This is a genomic window from Rhizobium sp. WW_1 (assembly GCF_003610155.1).
Taxonomy (GTDB): Bacteria; Pseudomonadota; Alphaproteobacteria; order Rhizobiales; family Rhizobiaceae; genus Rhizobium; species Rhizobium tropici_A.
Genome location: NZ_RAIN01000013.1, coordinates 62,527 through 79,670, shown reverse-complemented (window position 1 = coordinate 79,670; position 17,144 = coordinate 62,527). Strand labels below are relative to the sequence as shown.

The window sequence follows — 17,144 nt, the reverse complement described above, 5'->3', positions numbered from 1 at the left end:
CAATCGAGCAATTCCAGGAAAGCCGCATAGCGGCTTTCCGCCCGGAATTGCGTAGAAGCAAACAGACAGAGCCTTTTCGCGATTCGAAGGAAAGCGGAAAGGCTCTGGAGCGATTTCGCGCCGCGAGGAAAAGCGAAATGCTCCGATACATTCGAAGAGGAAGCGCGGCATGACCGCAGTCACGGACAGCTATTTCACCGCGCTCATCGGCCGGCTGGAAACCCTGCGCGAGGCGCTGGCCGAGCCCATGTCCCAGGCGTCGGCCGCCATCTGTGCCGCCGCGCGCGCCGATCGCCGCGTCTATGTCTTCGGCACCGGCCATTCGCATATGCTGGCCGAAGAGGTGCATTATCGCGCCGGCGGCCTCGCCTTCACCATTCCGGTGCTGGTGGGTTCCGCCATGCTGCATGAAGGCGCCGTCATCAGTTCGGTCTACGAGCGCACCGAAGGCCTCATCCGCCCCGTGTTCGAACGCTACGGCATGCAGCCGGGCGATGTGCTGATCATCGCCTCCAATTCCGGAGTCAATGCCGCGCCGATCGAGGCTGCCGACTACGGCCGCGAAATCGGCGCGACCGTCATCGCCATCACGTCGCTCGCCTATTCCGCCGCCATTGCCAACGGCAGGCGGCGGCTCGCCGATATCGCCGATATCGTGCTGGACAACGGCCTGCCGCCGGGCGACGCCATGATCGACCTGCCGGGTACGGAGCTCAAGGTCGGACCGGCCTCGACGGCCGTCGGCACGACGGTCCTGAACGCCATCTTCGCCGATGTCGCCGCCGAACTCTGCAAGGACGGCAATCCGCCCGTCTACCTCAGCGCCAATATGCCGGGCGCCAAGGAAATCAATCAGCAATTGGTTAGAAAATACCGGCCGCGCAACCCGCACCTCTGAAACGATTGTCGGGTAAGCTCACGGCAGCCTTTCGCTCGGAGCCGCGCAACGGCAAGCGAAGAGTGCGACCGAACGATTCCCGTGAGACGCTCGGTCGCTCCGTCGGATATCATTGCGCCGCGGCGTCCGTTGCCGATGGCTCCTCCGCGGCTGCCTCCTCCTGCTTGCGCCGCCGGCGCAGGACGACATAGAACACCGGCGTCAGGAACAGCCCGAACAGCGTCACCCCGAGCATGCCTGAGAATACGGCCGTGCCGAGCGACTGGCGCATTTCCGCGCCCGGGCCGGTGGCGATCATCAGCGGCACGACACCGAAGATGAAGGCAAACGCCGTCATCAGGATCGGGCGCAGGCGCAAGTGGCTGGCCTCGATCGCCGCCTCGACGGCGCTCTTCCCCTCAGCCTGCGCCTGTCGCGCAAACTCGACGATCAGGATCGCGTTCTTGGCCGCAAGGCCGATCAGCACGATCAACCCGATCTGCGTGAGGATATTGTTGTCCATGCCTCTCAGATGCACCCCGATCAGCGCCGCTAGAACCGCGAGCGGCACGATGAGGATGATGGCGAGCGGCAGGACCCAGCTTTCATATTGGGCCGCAAGCGCCAGGAAGACGAAGATGACCGACAGGGCGAAAATATAGATCGCCGTATTGCCGGTATGCTTCTCCTGATAGGCAAGCTCCGTCCATTCGAAGGTCGTACCCGACGGCAGCAGGTTCTTCGCTATGCCTTCCATGGTGTCGAGAGCCGAACCCGTGGAGACGCCCGGTCCCGGATTGCCCTGCACGGGAACCGAAACATACATGTTGTAGCGCTGCACCAGCGCCGGCCCGGTCGTATCCCTGATATCGACCAGCGTGCCGAGCGGCACCAGCGCCCCAGTCGCTGAACGCACCTTCAGCGCCAGAATATCCTCCCGCTCCATGCGATATTGCTGATCGGCCTGTGCCCGTACCTGATAGACCCGGCCGAACGCGTTGAAGTCGTTGACGTAGGACGTGCCCAAATTGATCGAGAGGGTTTCGAAGATATTCGGGATCGGCACGTTGAGCGCCCGCGCCTTGTCGCGGTCGATCGCCAGGAAATATTGCGGGCTATTGGCGGAGAAGGTGGTGAAGACGCCGCTGACGCCCTTATTTTGCGCGGCGACACCCATCATCTGATAGGCGAGCGGCAGGATGCGGCGCATGTCCGGATTTTCCCGGTCCATGATCTGCATCTTGAAGCCGCCCGAATTGCCGACGCCGCGGATCGAGGGCGGCGGGATGGCGATGATGAAGGCTTCCTGAATGCCCTGGAGGCCGCCATAGAGCGCACCGATGATCTTGGTCGCCGAATCTCCGGTCTTCAACCGCTCCTCGAAAGGCTTGAACGGCGTGAAGATGACGCCGGAATTCGAGGCGTTGGTGAAGGTCGCGCCATTGAAGCCGGCGAAGGCGACGGCATTCTCGATGCCCGGCGTCTTGTTGATGATGGCTGTCGCCTTCTGGATGACGGCATTGGTGCGGGCGAGCGAAGCGCCGTCCGGCAGTTGCACGACGACGATGGCGTAGCCCTGGTCCATTGTCGGAACGAAGCCTTGCGGCACGATCCTGCCCATATACAGGGTAGCGGCCAGAAGCCCGACAAAGACGAGCAGCGCGCAGGCCAAGGCTGCCCAGGTCGTGACGAGGTGGCGCACGATCCATGAGTAGCCCTCACTCATCTTCTCGAAGCCGCGATTGAACCCATCTCCCAGCGCCCTGCCGAAGCGCGAGAAGATGTTGTTCGATTTCTTGTGATCGTGAGGACGCAGGACGATCGCGGCGATCGCCGGCGACAACGTCAGCGAATTCAGACAGGAGATCGCCGTCGCGACCGAAATCGTCACGGCGAACTGTCGATAGAACTGCCCGGTAATGCCCGGGATGAAAGCCGTCGGGAGGAAGACCGCGATCAGCACCAGCGAAATCGCCAGAACGGCTGTGCCGACCTCGTTCATCGTCACGTGCGACGCCTCCTTGGGCGTCATGCCGAGCGCGAGGTTTCGCTCGACATTCTCCACCACCACGATCGCGTCGTCGACGACGATGCCGATCGCCAGCACCAGGCCGAACAGCGTCAGCATGTTCAACGAAAAGCCGAAGGCGAGCAGGAAGGCGAAGGTGCCGATCAGCGAAACGGGGATGGCAATGATCGGGATGATCGCCGTCCGCCACGATTGCAGGAAAACGAGCACGACGATGGCAACGAGAACGGCCGCCTCGAAGATCGTCTTGTAGACCTCGTGGATCGATTCGGCGATAAAGTCCGTCGGGTTATAGATGATGCGATATTCGAGCCCCTGCGGGAAATCCTGCGACAGGTTCTGCATGGTCTTCTGAATATCGGCGGCGGCATCGAGCGCATTGGTGCCGGGGCGAGCGAAGATGCCGAGTGCGACGGCCGGATTGCCGTTCAAGTAGCTGTTGGTGACATAATCCTGCGCGCCGAGTTCGATGCGGGCGACGTCCTGCAGCTGCACGAGCCGGCCGCTATCCGTCGCCTTGACGATGACATAACGGAATTGCCGCGCATCGGAAAAGCGCCCTTGCGTCGTCACCGTATACTGAAAGGCGTTGGTGCCCGAAACCGGCGGTCCGCCGATCGAACCGCCCGAAACCTGCACGTTCTGATCCCGCAACGCCTGGACGATGTCGCCAGCGGTCATGCCATAGGCGGCGAGCTTTTCCGGATCGAGCCAGATACGCAGCGAATATTGCCGCTCACCGAAGAGCTGCACATCGCCGACGCCGTCGAGACGGACGAGCAGGTCGCGGATACGCGTGCGGGCATAGTTGGAGATATAGAGCTGGTCGTAGCGATTGTTCGGCGATAGGAGATGCACGACCATCATCAGGTCGGGCGAGCTTTTGACCGTGGTGATGCCGATGCGGCGGACATCGTCAGGCAGGCGCGGCTCGGCGATGGCGACGCGGTTCTGCACCAGCACCTGCGCCTTGTCGAGATCGGTGCCGAGCTTGAATGTGATCGTCAGCGACATCGAGCCATCGGCGCTGGAGTAGGAAGACATATAGAGCATGTCCTCGACGCCGTTGACTTCCTGCTCGATCGGCGTCGCCACCGTATCGGCGATGGTCTGCGAATCCGCGCCCGGATAGGAGGTGCGCACCACGATTGTCGGCGGCGCCACCTCGGGATATTGCGCAACCGGAAGCTGGAAATAGGCGATGCCGCCGACGATCAGCAGCACGATGGAGAGAACCGACGCGAAAATCGGCCGATCGACGAAAAAATGGGAGAATCTCATTGATCCGTCCCCTGTGCATCCGCCTGAGCAGGCGGCTCGTCGTTGGTCGCCTGCTGCGGCAGTTCGATCAGCTGCGGCGAAACCTTGACGCCAGGCCGCACGCGCATCAGGCCGTTGACGATGATGGTCTCGTCACCGGTCATGCCGTCGCGAATGACGCGATAGCCATAGAGCTTCGGTCCGAGACGGACGGACTTCGGCGTAATATTACCGGCGGTATCGACGGTGTAGACGACACGCTGGTTCTGGTCCGAACCGATGGCTTCGTCCGGAACGAGGATCGCCTTGTAGCTGTTGGAACCCTGCACCTGGATGCGCCCGAAGAGACCGGGCTGGAGGACAAGATCGGGGTTCGGGAACCTGGCGCGGACCCGGATCGTGCCCGTTTGGTTGTCGACGCGGTTCTCGGCGAAATCCAGCTTGCCCTTGAACGGCTTCTGGCGTTGATCCGCGATCGTCACGGTCACATCAAGCCCGCCGCCGCCTTGCTGCAGCGCGCTGCCGTTCTTGCGGGCCTCGTCGGCATAGGAGAGCAGCCGGCGCTCGTCGACATCGAAATAGAAATCGATGGGATCGAGCGACACGATGGTCGTCAGCACCGTCTGGTCCGCCTGCACGAGATTGCCGACCGAGATCAACCGCCGGTCGATGCGACCGCTGAGCGGCGCGGTGATCCGGGTGAAATCCATATCGAGATTGGCGCGGTCGACCGTCGCCTGCGCGCCGCGCACATTCGCCTGCGCGGAGAGAAGGTCGCGACGGCGATCATCCAGTGTCGAAGCCGACTGGCTGCCTGTGGTCGAGAGGGATTCCGCCCGCTTGTACTGTGCATCGGCAAGCGTGAGCGATGATTTCGCCACCTCCAGCGAGGCAGTCGACTCGTTCAGCGTCGTTATGAAAGGCCGCTGGTCGATGACGAAAAGCAGGTCTCCCTGCTTGACCATGGTGCCATCCTTGAAATGCACCTCCTGCAGATAGCCGCCGACGCGCGAACGCACGGAAACCTCATCGACCGCCTGGAAACGCCCGATGAACTCATCGCTGTCGATGACATCGCGAACGACGGGCTTGGCAACGGTCACCGGCGGCGCAGACGGCGCCCCCTGTGCCAGGGCTTCGGCACCCATGAAAACGGTAAGAACACAGCTGAAAAAAATGGCACGCGGCAGCATAGGCATGAAGCCCCCCTCGAAAAACCGCATGCGGCATCACGCGCCGTCATCACGGTAAGCGCTCACGAAATTTGCCTGCAACTTTCCACGAAGAACCTGTCGCCATCAGGCGTAATCAAATCAGGTTGCTTCGGACTTCCCCAACATGCGCCACGGGCCTCATCGACCCGGGTATCATCCAGCCTACGGGCTGGCACCACGCGCTAATGTATAAACGGTTTATCGAATTCGACAACAGGGAATGAAGCGGCAGCGGGAACGCAACCACTTGTTTTCATTGCAGAGAAAGACGCCCATAGGATGAGTGGGCCGAGGGCCTCAGCCCCCCAGCTCTTCGCGCAGCATTTCGAGCTCGAGCCATTCCTCTTCCATGCGCATCAGGCTCTCCCGTAGCTTTTCCGTCTCCGCCGCAAGGCGGTTGAAGGTTGCGGCATCCTTGGAAAAGAGGTTCGGATCGGCCATCTTCTGCTCGCGGGTAGCGATTTCGGCCTCAGCCTTTGCCATTTCCTTCGGCAGGTTTTCGAGCGCGAATTTCTGCTTGTAGGAAAGCTTGCCCTTGCTCTTCGAAGCATCGGACGCCAGTGCTTCTGCTGCCCTGGGCTTTTCAGCCGCCTTTTCTGCCCGCTTGCGCTCTTCCATCGCGCCCTTGCGCTGGGCAAGCATGTCAGAATAGCCGCCGGCATATTCGATCCAGCGACCATCCGGATCTTCCGGATTGGCGGGAGCGATCGTCGAGGTCACGGTGCGATCGAGAAAATCGCGGTCGTGGCTGACCAGGATGACCGTGCCGGAGAAGCCGGAAACGATTTCCTGCAGCAGGTCGAGCGTCTCGATGTCGAGATCGTTCGTCGGCTCGTCGAGGATCAGAAGATTGGTCGGCCGCGACAGGATACGTGCCAGCATCAGCCGCGCGCGCTCGCCGCCGGAAAGGTTCTTGATCGGCGTGCGCGCCTGCTCAGGCTGGAACAGGAACTCCTTCATGTAGCCGGTCACATGCCGCTGTTCGCCATTGACGAGCAGGTTTTCGCCGCGGCCGTCGGTCAGATAGTTGGCGAGCGTATCTTCCGGATTGAGCTCCTCGCGTTTCTGGTCGAGGGTGGCGATTTCCAGATTGGTGCCGAGCTTTACCGTGCCGCTGTCTGGCTCGAGCTGGCCGGTCAGCATCTTCAGAAGCGTCGTCTTGCCGGCACCGTTCGGGCCGACGAGGCCGATGCAATCGCCGCGATGCACCCGCATAGAAAACGGCGCAACGATGGTGCGGTCATTGTAGGTCTTGGTGATCTTGTCGGCCTCGATCACCAGCTTGCCGCTTTCCTGCGCATCGGAGGCAGCCGCTTGCACAGTGCCCAAAGCACCCTTGTGGCCACGGTAACGCGAACGCATGTCCTGCAGCTCCCCGAGGCGGCGCATGTTGCGCTTGCGCCGCGCCGTCACGCCGTAGCGCAGCCAATGCTCTTCGCGTTCGATCTGCTTGCCGAGCTTGTGCTGCTCCAGCTCCTCGGCCTCCAGCACCTGGTCACGCCAGGCTTCGAAATGGGCAAATCCCCTGTCCAGCCGGCGCGAGGTGCCGCGATCGAGCCAGACGGTGGCGGTCGAAACCTTCTCCAGGAAACGCCGGTCGTGCGAAATCAGCACGAGCGCGCTGCGGCTCTTCTGCAGCTCGCCTTCCAGCCATTCGATAGTCGGTAGGTCGAGATGGTTCGTCGGCTCGTCGAGCAGCAGGATATCCGGCTCAGGCGCCATGACGCGCGCCAGAGCGGCGCGGCGTGCCTCACCGCCGGAGAGGTTTTTTGGGTCTTCCTCCCCGGTCAGGCCGAGATGAGACAGGAGATAGGTGACGCGATAGGGATCGTCACCGGGTCCGAGGCCGGATTCAGCATAAGCTGCCACCGTCTTGTAATCGGCGAAATCCGGCGCCTGCTCGAGATAGCGCACGGTCGATGACGGATGGCGGAATACCTCGCCCGACTGCGCCTCGACAAGACCGGCGGCGATCTTCAGGAGCGTCGACTTGCCGGAACCATTGCGGCCGACAAGGCAGATCTTGTCGCCCGGCTCCACCTGCAGGCCGGCACCGGCGAGCAATGGCGCGCCGCCAAAGCTCAGGAAGATGTCGTCAAGTTTCAGAATGCGAGGGGCCAAGATCAGACTCCGGAAAGGTCATAAGGGCGGGCAAGAACGATCGCCCTGCCGCTGCCGAGCGAAAAGCGCACGTCGCCTTCCGCTACGTTGGAAATGGTGCGCGATGCGCCGAAGGGCAAATGGAAATCGCGCAAGGGATAACGAGCATTCTCAATGAACAGGCCCGTCAGATCGCTGAACCCGAGGACGGAGAACAGTGAGCCCGCCGGCAGCGCCAGCGTGACATCGCCGGGTAGAAGCGGCACCGCTTCCTCGTCGCCTGAAGTCAGCAGCACATCGAGGCCCCTTTCGGCCAAATGCACGCCGTAGAGCAGATGCTGGATTGCATGATCGGACCGCTCGCCGCCCATGGCGCCGGCGAGTATCAACCTGACCGCGCCGCGATCGATCGCTTCCGAAACGGCAATCTCGCCGTCGGTGGCAGCCTTCGCAGCCGGATAGGGCTGCTTGGGCACATCGGGAAACGCAGCCTGCAAATCGGCTGGCGTGGAATCGAAATCGCCGACCCAAAGCTCAGGCTCCACCCCGAGCGCGACCGCATGGCGCATGCCGCCATCGGCCGCGATGAAGCGGCTGCCGGAAATGGCGGTGCGCAACCGCTTCGTCAGGCGAAGCTCGCCGCCGAGCAGGATGGTGAACGTGGTGGACTGGCTCATGAGGCAAGCCCATAGCGCAAAGTCATATCCCTAGGGAAGAGCGCCATGCGCAAGAACGGCCCTGCGGACCGCTCAGTCGTCCGTTTCCTTCAGCCGCGCCTGGAAAACCTGCTCGTAGCCGGTGACATAGCGGTCGAACAGCACGGAGAAGTCCGCAATCTCCTCCTGCGTCCAGTCGGCAAAGATGCTGCCGATGACCGCATATTTCTGCGCCTGGATCTCGGAGAGCAATCGCTGGCCAAGCGCGGTCAGCACGACGACGATGCGGCGGGCATCCGCCTGCGAAGCCTTGCGGCGCAGAACGCCGCGAGCCACCATGTCGGCAACGATGCGGCTTGCCCGCGACGGATCGATGCGCAGCATCTCGGCGATCGTTCCAACGGTGACTTCGCTCGCCGCCTCCGCCCGCCTGACCACATCGAGCACGTCGAGATGCGAAAGCTCGAGCCCCGGCGCGACGCTCTGGATGGCAAGCCTGCCGATCATGCGGCGGCCCGTCAGCAGGCGCATGCGCGCCATTGCCTGGCCGATGCGCAGCAGATTCTCGTCTTCAATCGGAGGCGAAGCTTCAACTTCACGTGTATTCGTCGCTGATGTCATCATTCCACCATATCAGAGGCAGAAAACAAAGAAAACATGCAAACAGCATTCACCTGTCGTTGACAATTATATGCTAATGGCACATATATCTCAAGTATGAAAACCGGGGCGCCCCGCGCATTCGATCGATCGCGCAGCGCTTCGGCCAAGCTCGGATTTCTAGCTCCATGGACATGCAGACAACGTTACCGCCGCTTGTGGCGGATCATAAGCGGCGGCTTATACTTTTCCTGTTTCTGATGACGGCCATGTTCATGGCAACCCTCGACAACCAGATCGTATCGACTGCACTTCCGACGATCGTCGGCGAATTCGGCCATCTGGAACGTTTCGGCTGGATCGGATCGGCCTATCTTCTTTCCCTCTCCGCCGTCATGCCCGTCTACGGCAAGCTCGGCGATCTCTTTGGCCGCAAATATGTGATGATGACGGCGATCGCGATCTTCACGATCGGCTCCGCCGTGTGCGGCCTTGCCGTGTCGATGAACACGCTGATTGCCGCCCGCGTGCTCCAGGGCCTCGGCGGTGGCGGCATCATGGTCTCGATCTTCGCCGTCAACGCCGACCTTTTCGAGCCGCGCGAGCGCGCGCGCTACCAGAGCTATTCGAGCCTCGTGCTGATGGCGTCGGGCGCCATCGGCCCGGTTCTCGGCGGCACGATGAGCGATCTTTTCGGCTGGCGCTCGATCTTCCTCGTCAACGTGCCGATCGGCTTTGTCGTGCTCGCCGGCCTCGCCTTCATGCTTCCCTATCGCAAGCCGGCCCGGCGGCCGAAGATCGATTATGCCGGAGCCATAGTCCTTGCGCTGACGACGACGAGCATCGTGCTTGCCGCCGACGGCAGCGAATTGTTCGGCTCGCTGTTGTCACCACAATGCCTTGGGATCATCGCCTTTGGCGTCGTCTGCGCCATCGCCTGGGTCTTTATCGAGCGCCGCGCCCCCGAACCCATCGTGCCAATGACGCTGTTCCGCAATCCGACTTTCGGCCTGCTGCTGATCATCTCGATCACCAGTGGCGCCGTCGCCATCGGCATGGTCAACTACTTCGCGCTGTTCTTGCAGACGACAACGGGTCTTTCGCCCTCGATGACCGGGCTGCTGTTCATTCTGTTGACCGGCGGCCTCGTCTGCGGCTCGCTCTCCGCCGGCCGGTTGATTGCCGCCAGAGGACGCTACAAGCCCTTCGCCATCGCCAGCGCCGCCTGCAGCACCATCGCCTTTGCATCGCTCGCCTTCGTCCATGCCGGCACGCCCATCGCTGTCATCGGCGTTCTCATGCTGCTGCATGGTATTGGCATCGGTCTTGCGCAGCAGGTGCCCGTCATCGGCGTGCAGAATGCGGCCGCAGCCCGTGACGTCGGAGCCGCGACAGGTGCCGTCACGCTGTCACGCATGGGCGGCGCTTCTATCGCCATCTCCATCTATGGCGCCATCATCGCCGCCAAGCTCGGCAATATCGGCCTCTCTATTCCCGGTGTCGCGGATATAGAGCAGCTGACGCCGAAAATGATGGCGACCTTGCCGGAAGCAACCCGCGAAGCCGTCGCCAACGCCTATGCGAGCGCCTTCAGCCCGCTGTTCATGACGGCCGCCAGCTTCTGTCTGCTTGGCCTTCTGGCTGCGCTGACGCTGAAGAACGTGCAGTTGCCGAGTGCCGCGAAGAAACTGGACAGCGTCGCCGCTGCCCACGCCGCCGAGTAACGTCCTCCATCCTGCAATCGACAAGGGAATCATTTCCCTTGTCATCCCTCCGTCACAAGGCTAAATCTGCCGTCGCTCTAACGGGGTGCCTTATGTCCTATCGGATATCTGGCTGAGAGGCTTTCACCGGCCAACCCGCGGAACCTGATCCGGCTAACACCGGCGGAGGGATTAGACGCGTGACGAAATCATAGCGCCCTTTTCCCCTTCAAGACGAAACCAAAGAGGAGGCGCTGCCATGCCCGACCGTTCGCTATTGTCATTCTTCGCCGGCCTGGCTCTTGCCGCCGGAACGAGCTTTCTCGCCGCACAGCCTGCCGCGGCGGCCGACAAGACACTCACCATCTACACCTATGAAAGCTTCACCGCCGATTGGGGTCCGGGCGCCAAGGTCAAGGCCGCCTTCGAAAAGACCTGCGGCTGCACGGTCAATTACGTCGCCGTCACCGATGGCGTGGCGCTTCTCTCCCGCCTGAAGCTCGAAGGTGCCGGCACCAAGGCCGACGTCGTTCTTGGCCTCGACACCAATCTCGTCGACGAAGCCAAGGATACCGGCCTGTTCGATGTGAGCGGCGTCGACACATCGGCCCTCAAGGTTCCCGGCGATTTCAAGGACGATGTCTTCGTGCCTTACGACTACGGCCATTTCGCCGTGATCTACGACAGCCAGACGATCAAGAACCCGCCGAAGAGCATGAAGGATCTCGTCGAGGGCGACCCCTCGCAAAAGATCGTCATCGAGGACCCACGCACCTCGACACCGGGCCTCGGCCTGCTGCTCTGGGTCAAGTCGATCTATGGCGACAAGGCGGCCGACGCCTGGACAAAGCTCAAGGGCCGCATCCTGACGGTAACACCCGGCTGGTCGGAAGCCTATGACCTCTTCACCAAGGGCGAAGCGCCGATGGTGCTTTCCTACACGACCTCACCGGCCTATCACATGATCGAGGACAAGACCGATCGCTATCAGGCGGCCGCCTTCTCGGAAGGGCACTATATCCAGATCGAGGTCGCCGGCCTCACCAAATCCTCCCCGAACAAGGAGCTTGCCCGCGACTTCCTGAAGTTCATGATCTCCCCCGGCTTCCAGGACATCATCCCGACAAGCAACTGGATGATGCCGGTCTCGGCCACGTCGGAGCCGCTGCCGGATGCCTTCAGCAAGCTCGTGGTGCCGTCGAAGACCTTCCTGATGAGCCCCGCCGACGTCGACAAGAACCGCAAGGCCTGGATCGACGAATGGCTGACCGCCACCAGCGGCAATTGACATCCTGACCATGCTCACGATGCCCGAAAGACGACGCGCCATTTCCGGCGGAGCGCTCAGCCTCGCCGGCATCATGCTCTTCGTCGGGATCGCCGTCGTGATCCTGCTTGCCGCCGGTATCGAATCCGGCGGCGACAACCCGCTGACGGACCCGTACCTGCTGCGCGTCCTGCGCTTCACGCTGCTGCAGGCGGTGCTCTCGACGCTGCTCTCCGTCATGCTCGCCATACCGGTTGCCCGCGCTCTCGCGCGCCAGCCGCGCTTTCCCGGCCGGCTATGGCTGATCCGGCTGATGGCCGTCCCGATGGGCCTGCCCGTGCTGATCGGCGCTCTTGGCCTGCTCGGCATATGGGGCCGGCAAGGGCTGCTCAATCAGGCACTTGCCGCCCTCGGCCTGTCGCAGCCCGTCAGCATCTACGGGCTAGCCGGCATCCTTCTGGCACACGTCTTCTTCAACATGCCGCTCGCCTGCCGACTGATGCTGGCCGGGCTGGAGCGCGTGCCGGCGGAATATTGGCTCGTTGCCGGCGGCCTTGGTATGCGCCCGATATCGGTGTTCCGCTTCATCGAATGGCCTATCCTGCGCGGCCTCATCCCCGGCATTGCCGGCCTGATCTTCATGCTCTGCGCTACCAGTTTCACGCTGGTGCTGATCCTCGGCGGCGGCCCGGCTGCGACGACGCTGGAGGTGGCGATCTATCAGGCGCTCCGCTTCGATTTCGATCCTGGCCGTGCCGTGATGCTGTCGCTCCTGCAGATCGTCGTCACCCTCCTTGTCCTCGGCGCCATGACGCTGTTTCGCGCGCCCGACGATCACGGGCTGACCAGCGGCCGCGCCCTGCGGCGCATCGATGGGCAAAGGACGGCCGCGCGATGGACCGACGCCGCTTTGCTGTCGCTGGCCGCCCTCTTTCTCGGCCTGCCGCTCGCTTCGGTCGTCGTAACCGGCCTTGAGTCAGATCTTCCGAAACTCGCCGTCCAGCCGATCTTCCTGCAAGCGGCCGTTACGAGCCTGGCAATCGCATTCGCCGCAGGGCTTCTGGCCGTGCTGATATCCTTTACGATCATTCGTGCCCGAGCGGTGATATCGGCGGATCGCCGCAAAGCCCTCGGTTTGCGCGCGCTGACGATCGCATTGGGCGGAAGTTCCTCGCTCATCCTGCTGGTGCCGCCGATCGTCCTGGCGACCGGCTGGTTTCTGGCGCTCCGGCCATTGGGCGATCCCAGCCACTTTGCCGCCATCCTGATCGTCGTCATCAATGCGCTGATGGCGCTGCCCTTCGTCATTCGCGTCATCGAACCGGCCTATTCGGTCCATGTCAGCCGCACGGAGCGGCTGGCGGCAAGCCTCGGGCTTCACGGCGTCTCCCGTCTTCGCCTGATCGACTGGCCGGGCCTGCGCAAACCGCTCTTCACCGCACTCTCCTTTGCCATGGCTCTGTCGCTCGGCGATCTCGGCGCCGTGGCGCTCTTCGGTTCCGACAGTCTGATGACCCTGCCCTGGCTGATCTACAGCAAGCTCGGCAGCTACCGCACGAACGACGCCGACGGATATGCGTTGATCCTCGGCCTGCTGTGCCTTCTCCTGACCATTGCCGGCACGGCCGGCCAGGGCGCGCGCGATCACGAAAGCAGACGAAATGACTGACGGCGACTACATGATGAAACAGGGCATCGCCATGGCCGGTGTCGAGCTGCGCCTCGGCAGGCATGACTTCCGCTTCGACTGCACCTTGCCGCAGGGCAGGATCATCGCCGTCGCCGGGCCGTCGGGATCTGGCAAATCGACCTTCCTCAATTTGCTAGCCGGCTTCGAACAGCCCGATCGCGGCCGCGTGCTGCTGGCCGGACAGGATGTCACCGGCCTGCACCCCGCCGAACGGCCGGTATCCCTCGTCTTCCAGGACAACAACCTTTTTGCCCATCTCGATCTCTTCACCAATGTCGGCCTTGGCATCAGCCCGTCCTTGAAGCTCGCGACGCAGGACCGGCAGCGGATCTCCGAGGCCTTGGCCCGCGTCGGCCTGCCCGGTTTCGAGAAACGCAAGCCGGGAACGCTCTCCGGCGGCGAGCGGCAGCGCGCCGCCTTCGCCCGGGCGCTGGTGCGCGACAAGCCGATCCTGCTTCTGGACGAGCCCTTTGCCGCGCTCGATCCTGGCCTGCGCTCCGGCATGGCCGAACTCTTGAAGACGCTGCATCGCGAAACCCGCAATACGGTGCTCATCGTCTCGCACGATCCGGCCGAGGTGCGGCGCCTTGCCGACCATGCCGTTTTCATCGATGACGGCACGATCAAGCTCGCCGCTCCCATAGGAACCTTCCTGGAGACGGGCGGCATTCCGGCATTGACCACATTTTTGCAACATTGATTGCGCCACAGCACCTTGTCGCCGGCTTTGCCTTAATTTCGTCTAGCCGAGCAGCTGAAAGTCCTGGCAAATGCTTGCTAAAATACAACGCTGCCACATTTAAACGGAGTCTCGCTATGCAACCGGTCCCAAAATCGGCTACAGCAAGGATTGGAGACCGTCCGGGTAAATGCGGATCGAAGGGGTTGGAAGCAACCGCTATCGGCACGCGACGATGATCGCCCCGGTAACGATCAACCGGATTGGGCGCCGAGCCGGCATGGCAGCGAAATGAGTAGGATACAGGTCCTGAAGCAGAGCAAGCGAGCAGAACGAAGGATCGGTGCGACCGTCGCAGTTCACTTGCGCCGCCTGGTCCCCCTTCTAGTCGCCGCGGTGATATTGGACAGCTGTCAAACGGTGATGGACCAATCCTATCAGCCGAGCGTCTCTCCATCAGCCAATCCGCAAATTGTCTCCGAGGTTCAGAAGAACGATCCGCGCGCACAGATGGGCGCACGCGAGCATCCGCGCATCCTTGCAAGCTACGGCGGCGAATACAAAGACGCAAAGACCGAGCGGCTGGTCGCCCGCATCGCCGGCGCACTGACAAGCGTCTCGGAGAACCCGCAGCAATCCTACCGGATCACCATTCTCAACTCGCCCTCGATCAATGCCTTTGCGCTGCCCGGCGGCTATCTCTACGTCACACGCGGCCTTCTCGCCCTTGCCAACGACGCCTCGGAAGTTGCCGCCGTGCTGGCGCACGAGATGGCGCACGTCACGGCCAATCACGGCATCGAGCGTCAGAAGCGCGAGGAAGCCGAAGTCATCGCCAGCCGCGTCGTCGCCGAAGTGTTGTCGAGCGATATCGCTGGCAAGCAGGCGCTTGCCCGCGGCAAGCTGCGCCTTGCCGCCTTCTCGCGCCAGCAGGAACTACAGGCCGACGAGATCGGCATCCGCACGCTCGGCCAAGCCGGCTACGACCCTTACGCCGCCGCTCGCTTCCTGAACGCCATGGAAGACTACAGCCGCTTCATGTCGGCCAATTCCGACGTCGACCAGAGCCTGGACTTCCTTTCGAGCCATCCGAGCACGCCACAGCGTATTGATCTTGCCAAGGCGCATGCGCGCGAATTCGGCGAGGAAGGCAAGGTTGGCGACACCGGCCGCGACTATTATCTGAACGGCATCGACGGCCTGCTCTATGGCGACAGCCCCGAGGAAGGCTATGTGCGCGGCCAGACCTTCCTGCATGGCGGCCTTGGCATCCGCTTCGACGTGCCGACCGATTTCCGCATCGACAACAAGGCTGAAGCCGTGATGGCGACCGGCCCTGGCGACATCGCCATCCGCTTCGACGGCGTCGCCGACACGCAGAACCAGAATCTGACGAACTATATTTCCAGCGGCTGGGTGACGGGCCTCGATCCCTCCTCGATCAAGTCGATCACCGTCAACGGCATGCCGGCCGCGACCGCACGCGCCTCTGCCGATCGCTGGGATTTCGACGTGACCGTGATCCGCGACCGCACGCAGATCTTCCGCTTCCTGACGGCGGTGCCGAAGGGGAACATCGCTCAGCTCAACCAGACAGCCGATGTGCTGCGCTCGAGCTTCCGGCATATGACACCGGAAGAGGCGGCCTCGCTGAAGCCGCTCAGGGTCCGCGTCGTCACGGTCAGACCGGGCGACACCATCACGACGCTCGCCGCCCGCATGATGGGCACCGACCGCAAGCTCGATCTGTTCAAACTGATCAATGCCCTGCCGACCGGCGCGACGATTGCACCGGGCGACAAGGTCAAGATTATCTCCGAATAGCGATCGGCTCTTCTTCCCGAAGCCGGAAAAAGAATACCCTCAGGCGTAGCTTGCCATGCGGGGATCTGCATCGACGAGCGCGTTGCGCAGCTTGTCCATGGCACGGCTTTCGATCTGGCGGACGCGCTCCTTGGAAATGCCGAGATCGGCGCCGAGCTCTTCGAGCGTCGCCCCGTCTTCGACAAGGCGACGTGCCTGGATGATCTTCATTTCGCGCTCGTTGAGGTGCTTGAGTGCCGAGGCCAGCCAGATGCGGCGGCGCTCGCCGTCGATCATGTCCGAAACCTGCTCGTCGGGAAGCGGCTCATCGCTGATGAGAAAATCGATACGCTCGGCACTTTCGGAATCACCCGCAATCGACGGCGCCTGCAGCGAGGCGTCGCTGCTGGAGAGGCGCGCATCCATCGTCTGCACGTCCGCAAGGCTGACGCCAAGCGTGACGGCGATTTCCTCATGGATGGACTGCACGGTGACGCTGGAATTGCTGCGGGCGAGCTTGGCACGCAGACGGCGCAGATTGAAGAACAGCGCCTTTTGCGCCGAACTTGTCCCGCCACGCACGATCGACCAGTTGCGCAGAATATAGTCCTGGATCGAAGCGCGTATCCACCAGCTTGCATAGGTCGAGAAGCGAACCTCGCGCTCCGGCTCGAAGCGGGCAGCCGCTTCCAGCAGGCCGACATAGCCTTCCTGCACCAGATCGCTCATAGGCAGTCCGAAATTGCGAAACTTCCCCGCCATGGAAATGACGAGGCGCATATGGGCGGTTGCGATCTGATTGCGGGCACCACGATCATCGTGGTCCTTCCAGCGAATGGCGAGATTATGCTCTTCGTCGCGATCGAGATAGGGAGCAGCCATCGCAACTTTGATCATGCGCCGATCTGCAGACATATTCGTCATATGCATCTCCTGGGTTCGGCCTCAAATCGTCTCTATGCCGCGGTCGACGAAAAGGGCAGCAAGCATCGTTTCCGAACATCGCTGTTCGGATGGAAATCAATGAATGAAATTGCAAATTGGAAACCGATATCCGGCGTGCCGGATATCGATGACTAGTCTAGTTCGATCTCATCGAACGGGTCTGACGATTGAAGCGTCTGCAGATCGCCGGGGAGCTTCGGATGAAAACGCATAGGCCGGTCCTCGTGAATGTCTATAAAACGGCCGTTCCGGAACCCCTCTCCACGGGAGCGCACCCACACCGACCGCAAACACGAGGTTTAAACGCGGCAGAACGGAAAA

The 17,144-nt window shown here is 62.2% G+C and carries 12 protein-coding genes and 1 riboswitch; of the genes, 6 read left to right on the top strand and 6 right to left on the bottom strand.

The features are described 5' to 3' along the window. Window positions 1–169 precede the first annotated feature (169 nt). On the top strand, window positions 170–898 hold the full coding sequence (locus BJ928_RS28665; protein WP_047634366.1) for an SIS domain-containing protein: 729 nt from the start codon (window positions 170–172) through the stop codon (window positions 896–898). A 109-nt stretch (window positions 899–1,007) separates the two neighbouring features. Here the strand turns inward: BJ928_RS28665 and BJ928_RS28660 are convergent, their stop codons facing one another. The 5 genes from BJ928_RS28660 to BJ928_RS28640 all read right to left on the bottom strand — a co-directional run bounded on the left by BJ928_RS28660 (window position 1,008) and on the right by BJ928_RS28640 (window position 8,757). Further along, the gene (locus tag BJ928_RS28660; RefSeq protein ID WP_047634367.1) at window positions 1,008–4,187 is read right to left on the bottom strand and encodes a multidrug efflux RND transporter permease subunit; all 3,180 of its coding nucleotides are present in this window, start codon (window positions 4,185–4,187) and stop codon (window positions 1,008–1,010) included. Further along, window positions 4,184–5,359, bottom strand: coding sequence for an efflux RND transporter periplasmic adaptor subunit (locus tag BJ928_RS28655; protein ID WP_183079470.1), 1,176 nt, complete (start codon window positions 5,357–5,359; stop codon window positions 4,184–4,186). The genes BJ928_RS28660 and BJ928_RS28655 overlap by 4 nt, the downstream gene beginning before the upstream one ends. A gap of 318 nt (window positions 5,360–5,677) precedes the next feature. Further along, window positions 5,678–7,501: an ABC-F family ATP-binding cassette domain-containing protein gene (locus BJ928_RS28650; RefSeq protein ID WP_047634368.1), complete on the bottom strand. Its 1,824-nt coding sequence runs from the start codon at window positions 7,499–7,501 to the stop codon at window positions 5,678–5,680. Between the two features lie 2 nt (window positions 7,502–7,503). After that, window positions 7,504–8,157: a thiamine diphosphokinase gene (locus BJ928_RS28645; RefSeq protein ID WP_047634369.1), complete on the bottom strand. Its 654-nt coding sequence runs from the start codon at window positions 8,155–8,157 to the stop codon at window positions 7,504–7,506. A gap of 72 nt (window positions 8,158–8,229) precedes the next feature. Next, complete coding sequence (locus BJ928_RS28640; protein WP_120296730.1) at window positions 8,230–8,757, bottom strand: MarR family winged helix-turn-helix transcriptional regulator; 528 nt, start codon at window positions 8,755–8,757, stop codon at window positions 8,230–8,232. A gap of 167 nt (window positions 8,758–8,924) precedes the next feature. Here BJ928_RS28640 and BJ928_RS28635 point away from each other — a divergent pair, with 167 nt between their 5' ends. From BJ928_RS28635 to BJ928_RS28615, 5 genes are all read left to right on the top strand, one after another. Then, window positions 8,925–10,460 carry an MDR family MFS transporter gene (locus BJ928_RS28635; RefSeq protein WP_047634371.1) on the top strand — a complete coding sequence of 512 codons (1,536 nt, stop codon included), beginning with the start codon at window positions 8,925–8,927 and terminating at the stop codon, window positions 10,458–10,460. 71 nt (window positions 10,461–10,531) lie between these two features. Beyond that, window positions 10,532–10,648: riboswitch (TPP riboswitch) on the top strand. A gap of 50 nt (window positions 10,649–10,698) precedes the next feature. Beyond that, window positions 10,699–11,727: a thiamine ABC transporter substrate binding subunit gene (thiB, locus tag BJ928_RS28630; protein ID WP_047634372.1), complete on the top strand. Its 1,029-nt coding sequence runs from the start codon at window positions 10,699–10,701 to the stop codon at window positions 11,725–11,727. A 10-nt stretch (window positions 11,728–11,737) separates the two neighbouring features. Continuing rightward, window positions 11,738–13,375 (top strand): thiamine/thiamine pyrophosphate ABC transporter permease ThiP, encoded by a 1,638-nt coding sequence (gene thiP / locus BJ928_RS28625; RefSeq protein ID WP_047634373.1) that lies wholly within the window; start codon window positions 11,738–11,740, stop codon window positions 13,373–13,375. Next, the gene (locus BJ928_RS28620; protein WP_047634374.1) at window positions 13,368–14,096 is read left to right on the top strand and encodes an ATP-binding cassette domain-containing protein; all 729 of its coding nucleotides are present in this window, start codon (window positions 13,368–13,370) and stop codon (window positions 14,094–14,096) included. Before thiP ends, BJ928_RS28620 begins: the two co-directional genes overlap by 8 nt. 402 nt (window positions 14,097–14,498) lie before the next feature. Then, window positions 14,499–15,899 (top strand): M48 family metalloprotease, encoded by a 1,401-nt coding sequence (locus tag BJ928_RS28615; protein ID WP_245432594.1) that lies wholly within the window; start codon window positions 14,499–14,501, stop codon window positions 15,897–15,899. Between the two features lie 39 nt (window positions 15,900–15,938). Here the strand turns inward: BJ928_RS28615 and BJ928_RS28610 are convergent, their stop codons facing one another. Further along, window positions 15,939–16,802 (bottom strand): RNA polymerase factor sigma-32, encoded by an 864-nt coding sequence (locus tag BJ928_RS28610; protein WP_047634376.1) that lies wholly within the window; start codon window positions 16,800–16,802, stop codon window positions 15,939–15,941. Between the last annotated feature and the right edge of the window lie 342 nt (window positions 16,803–17,144).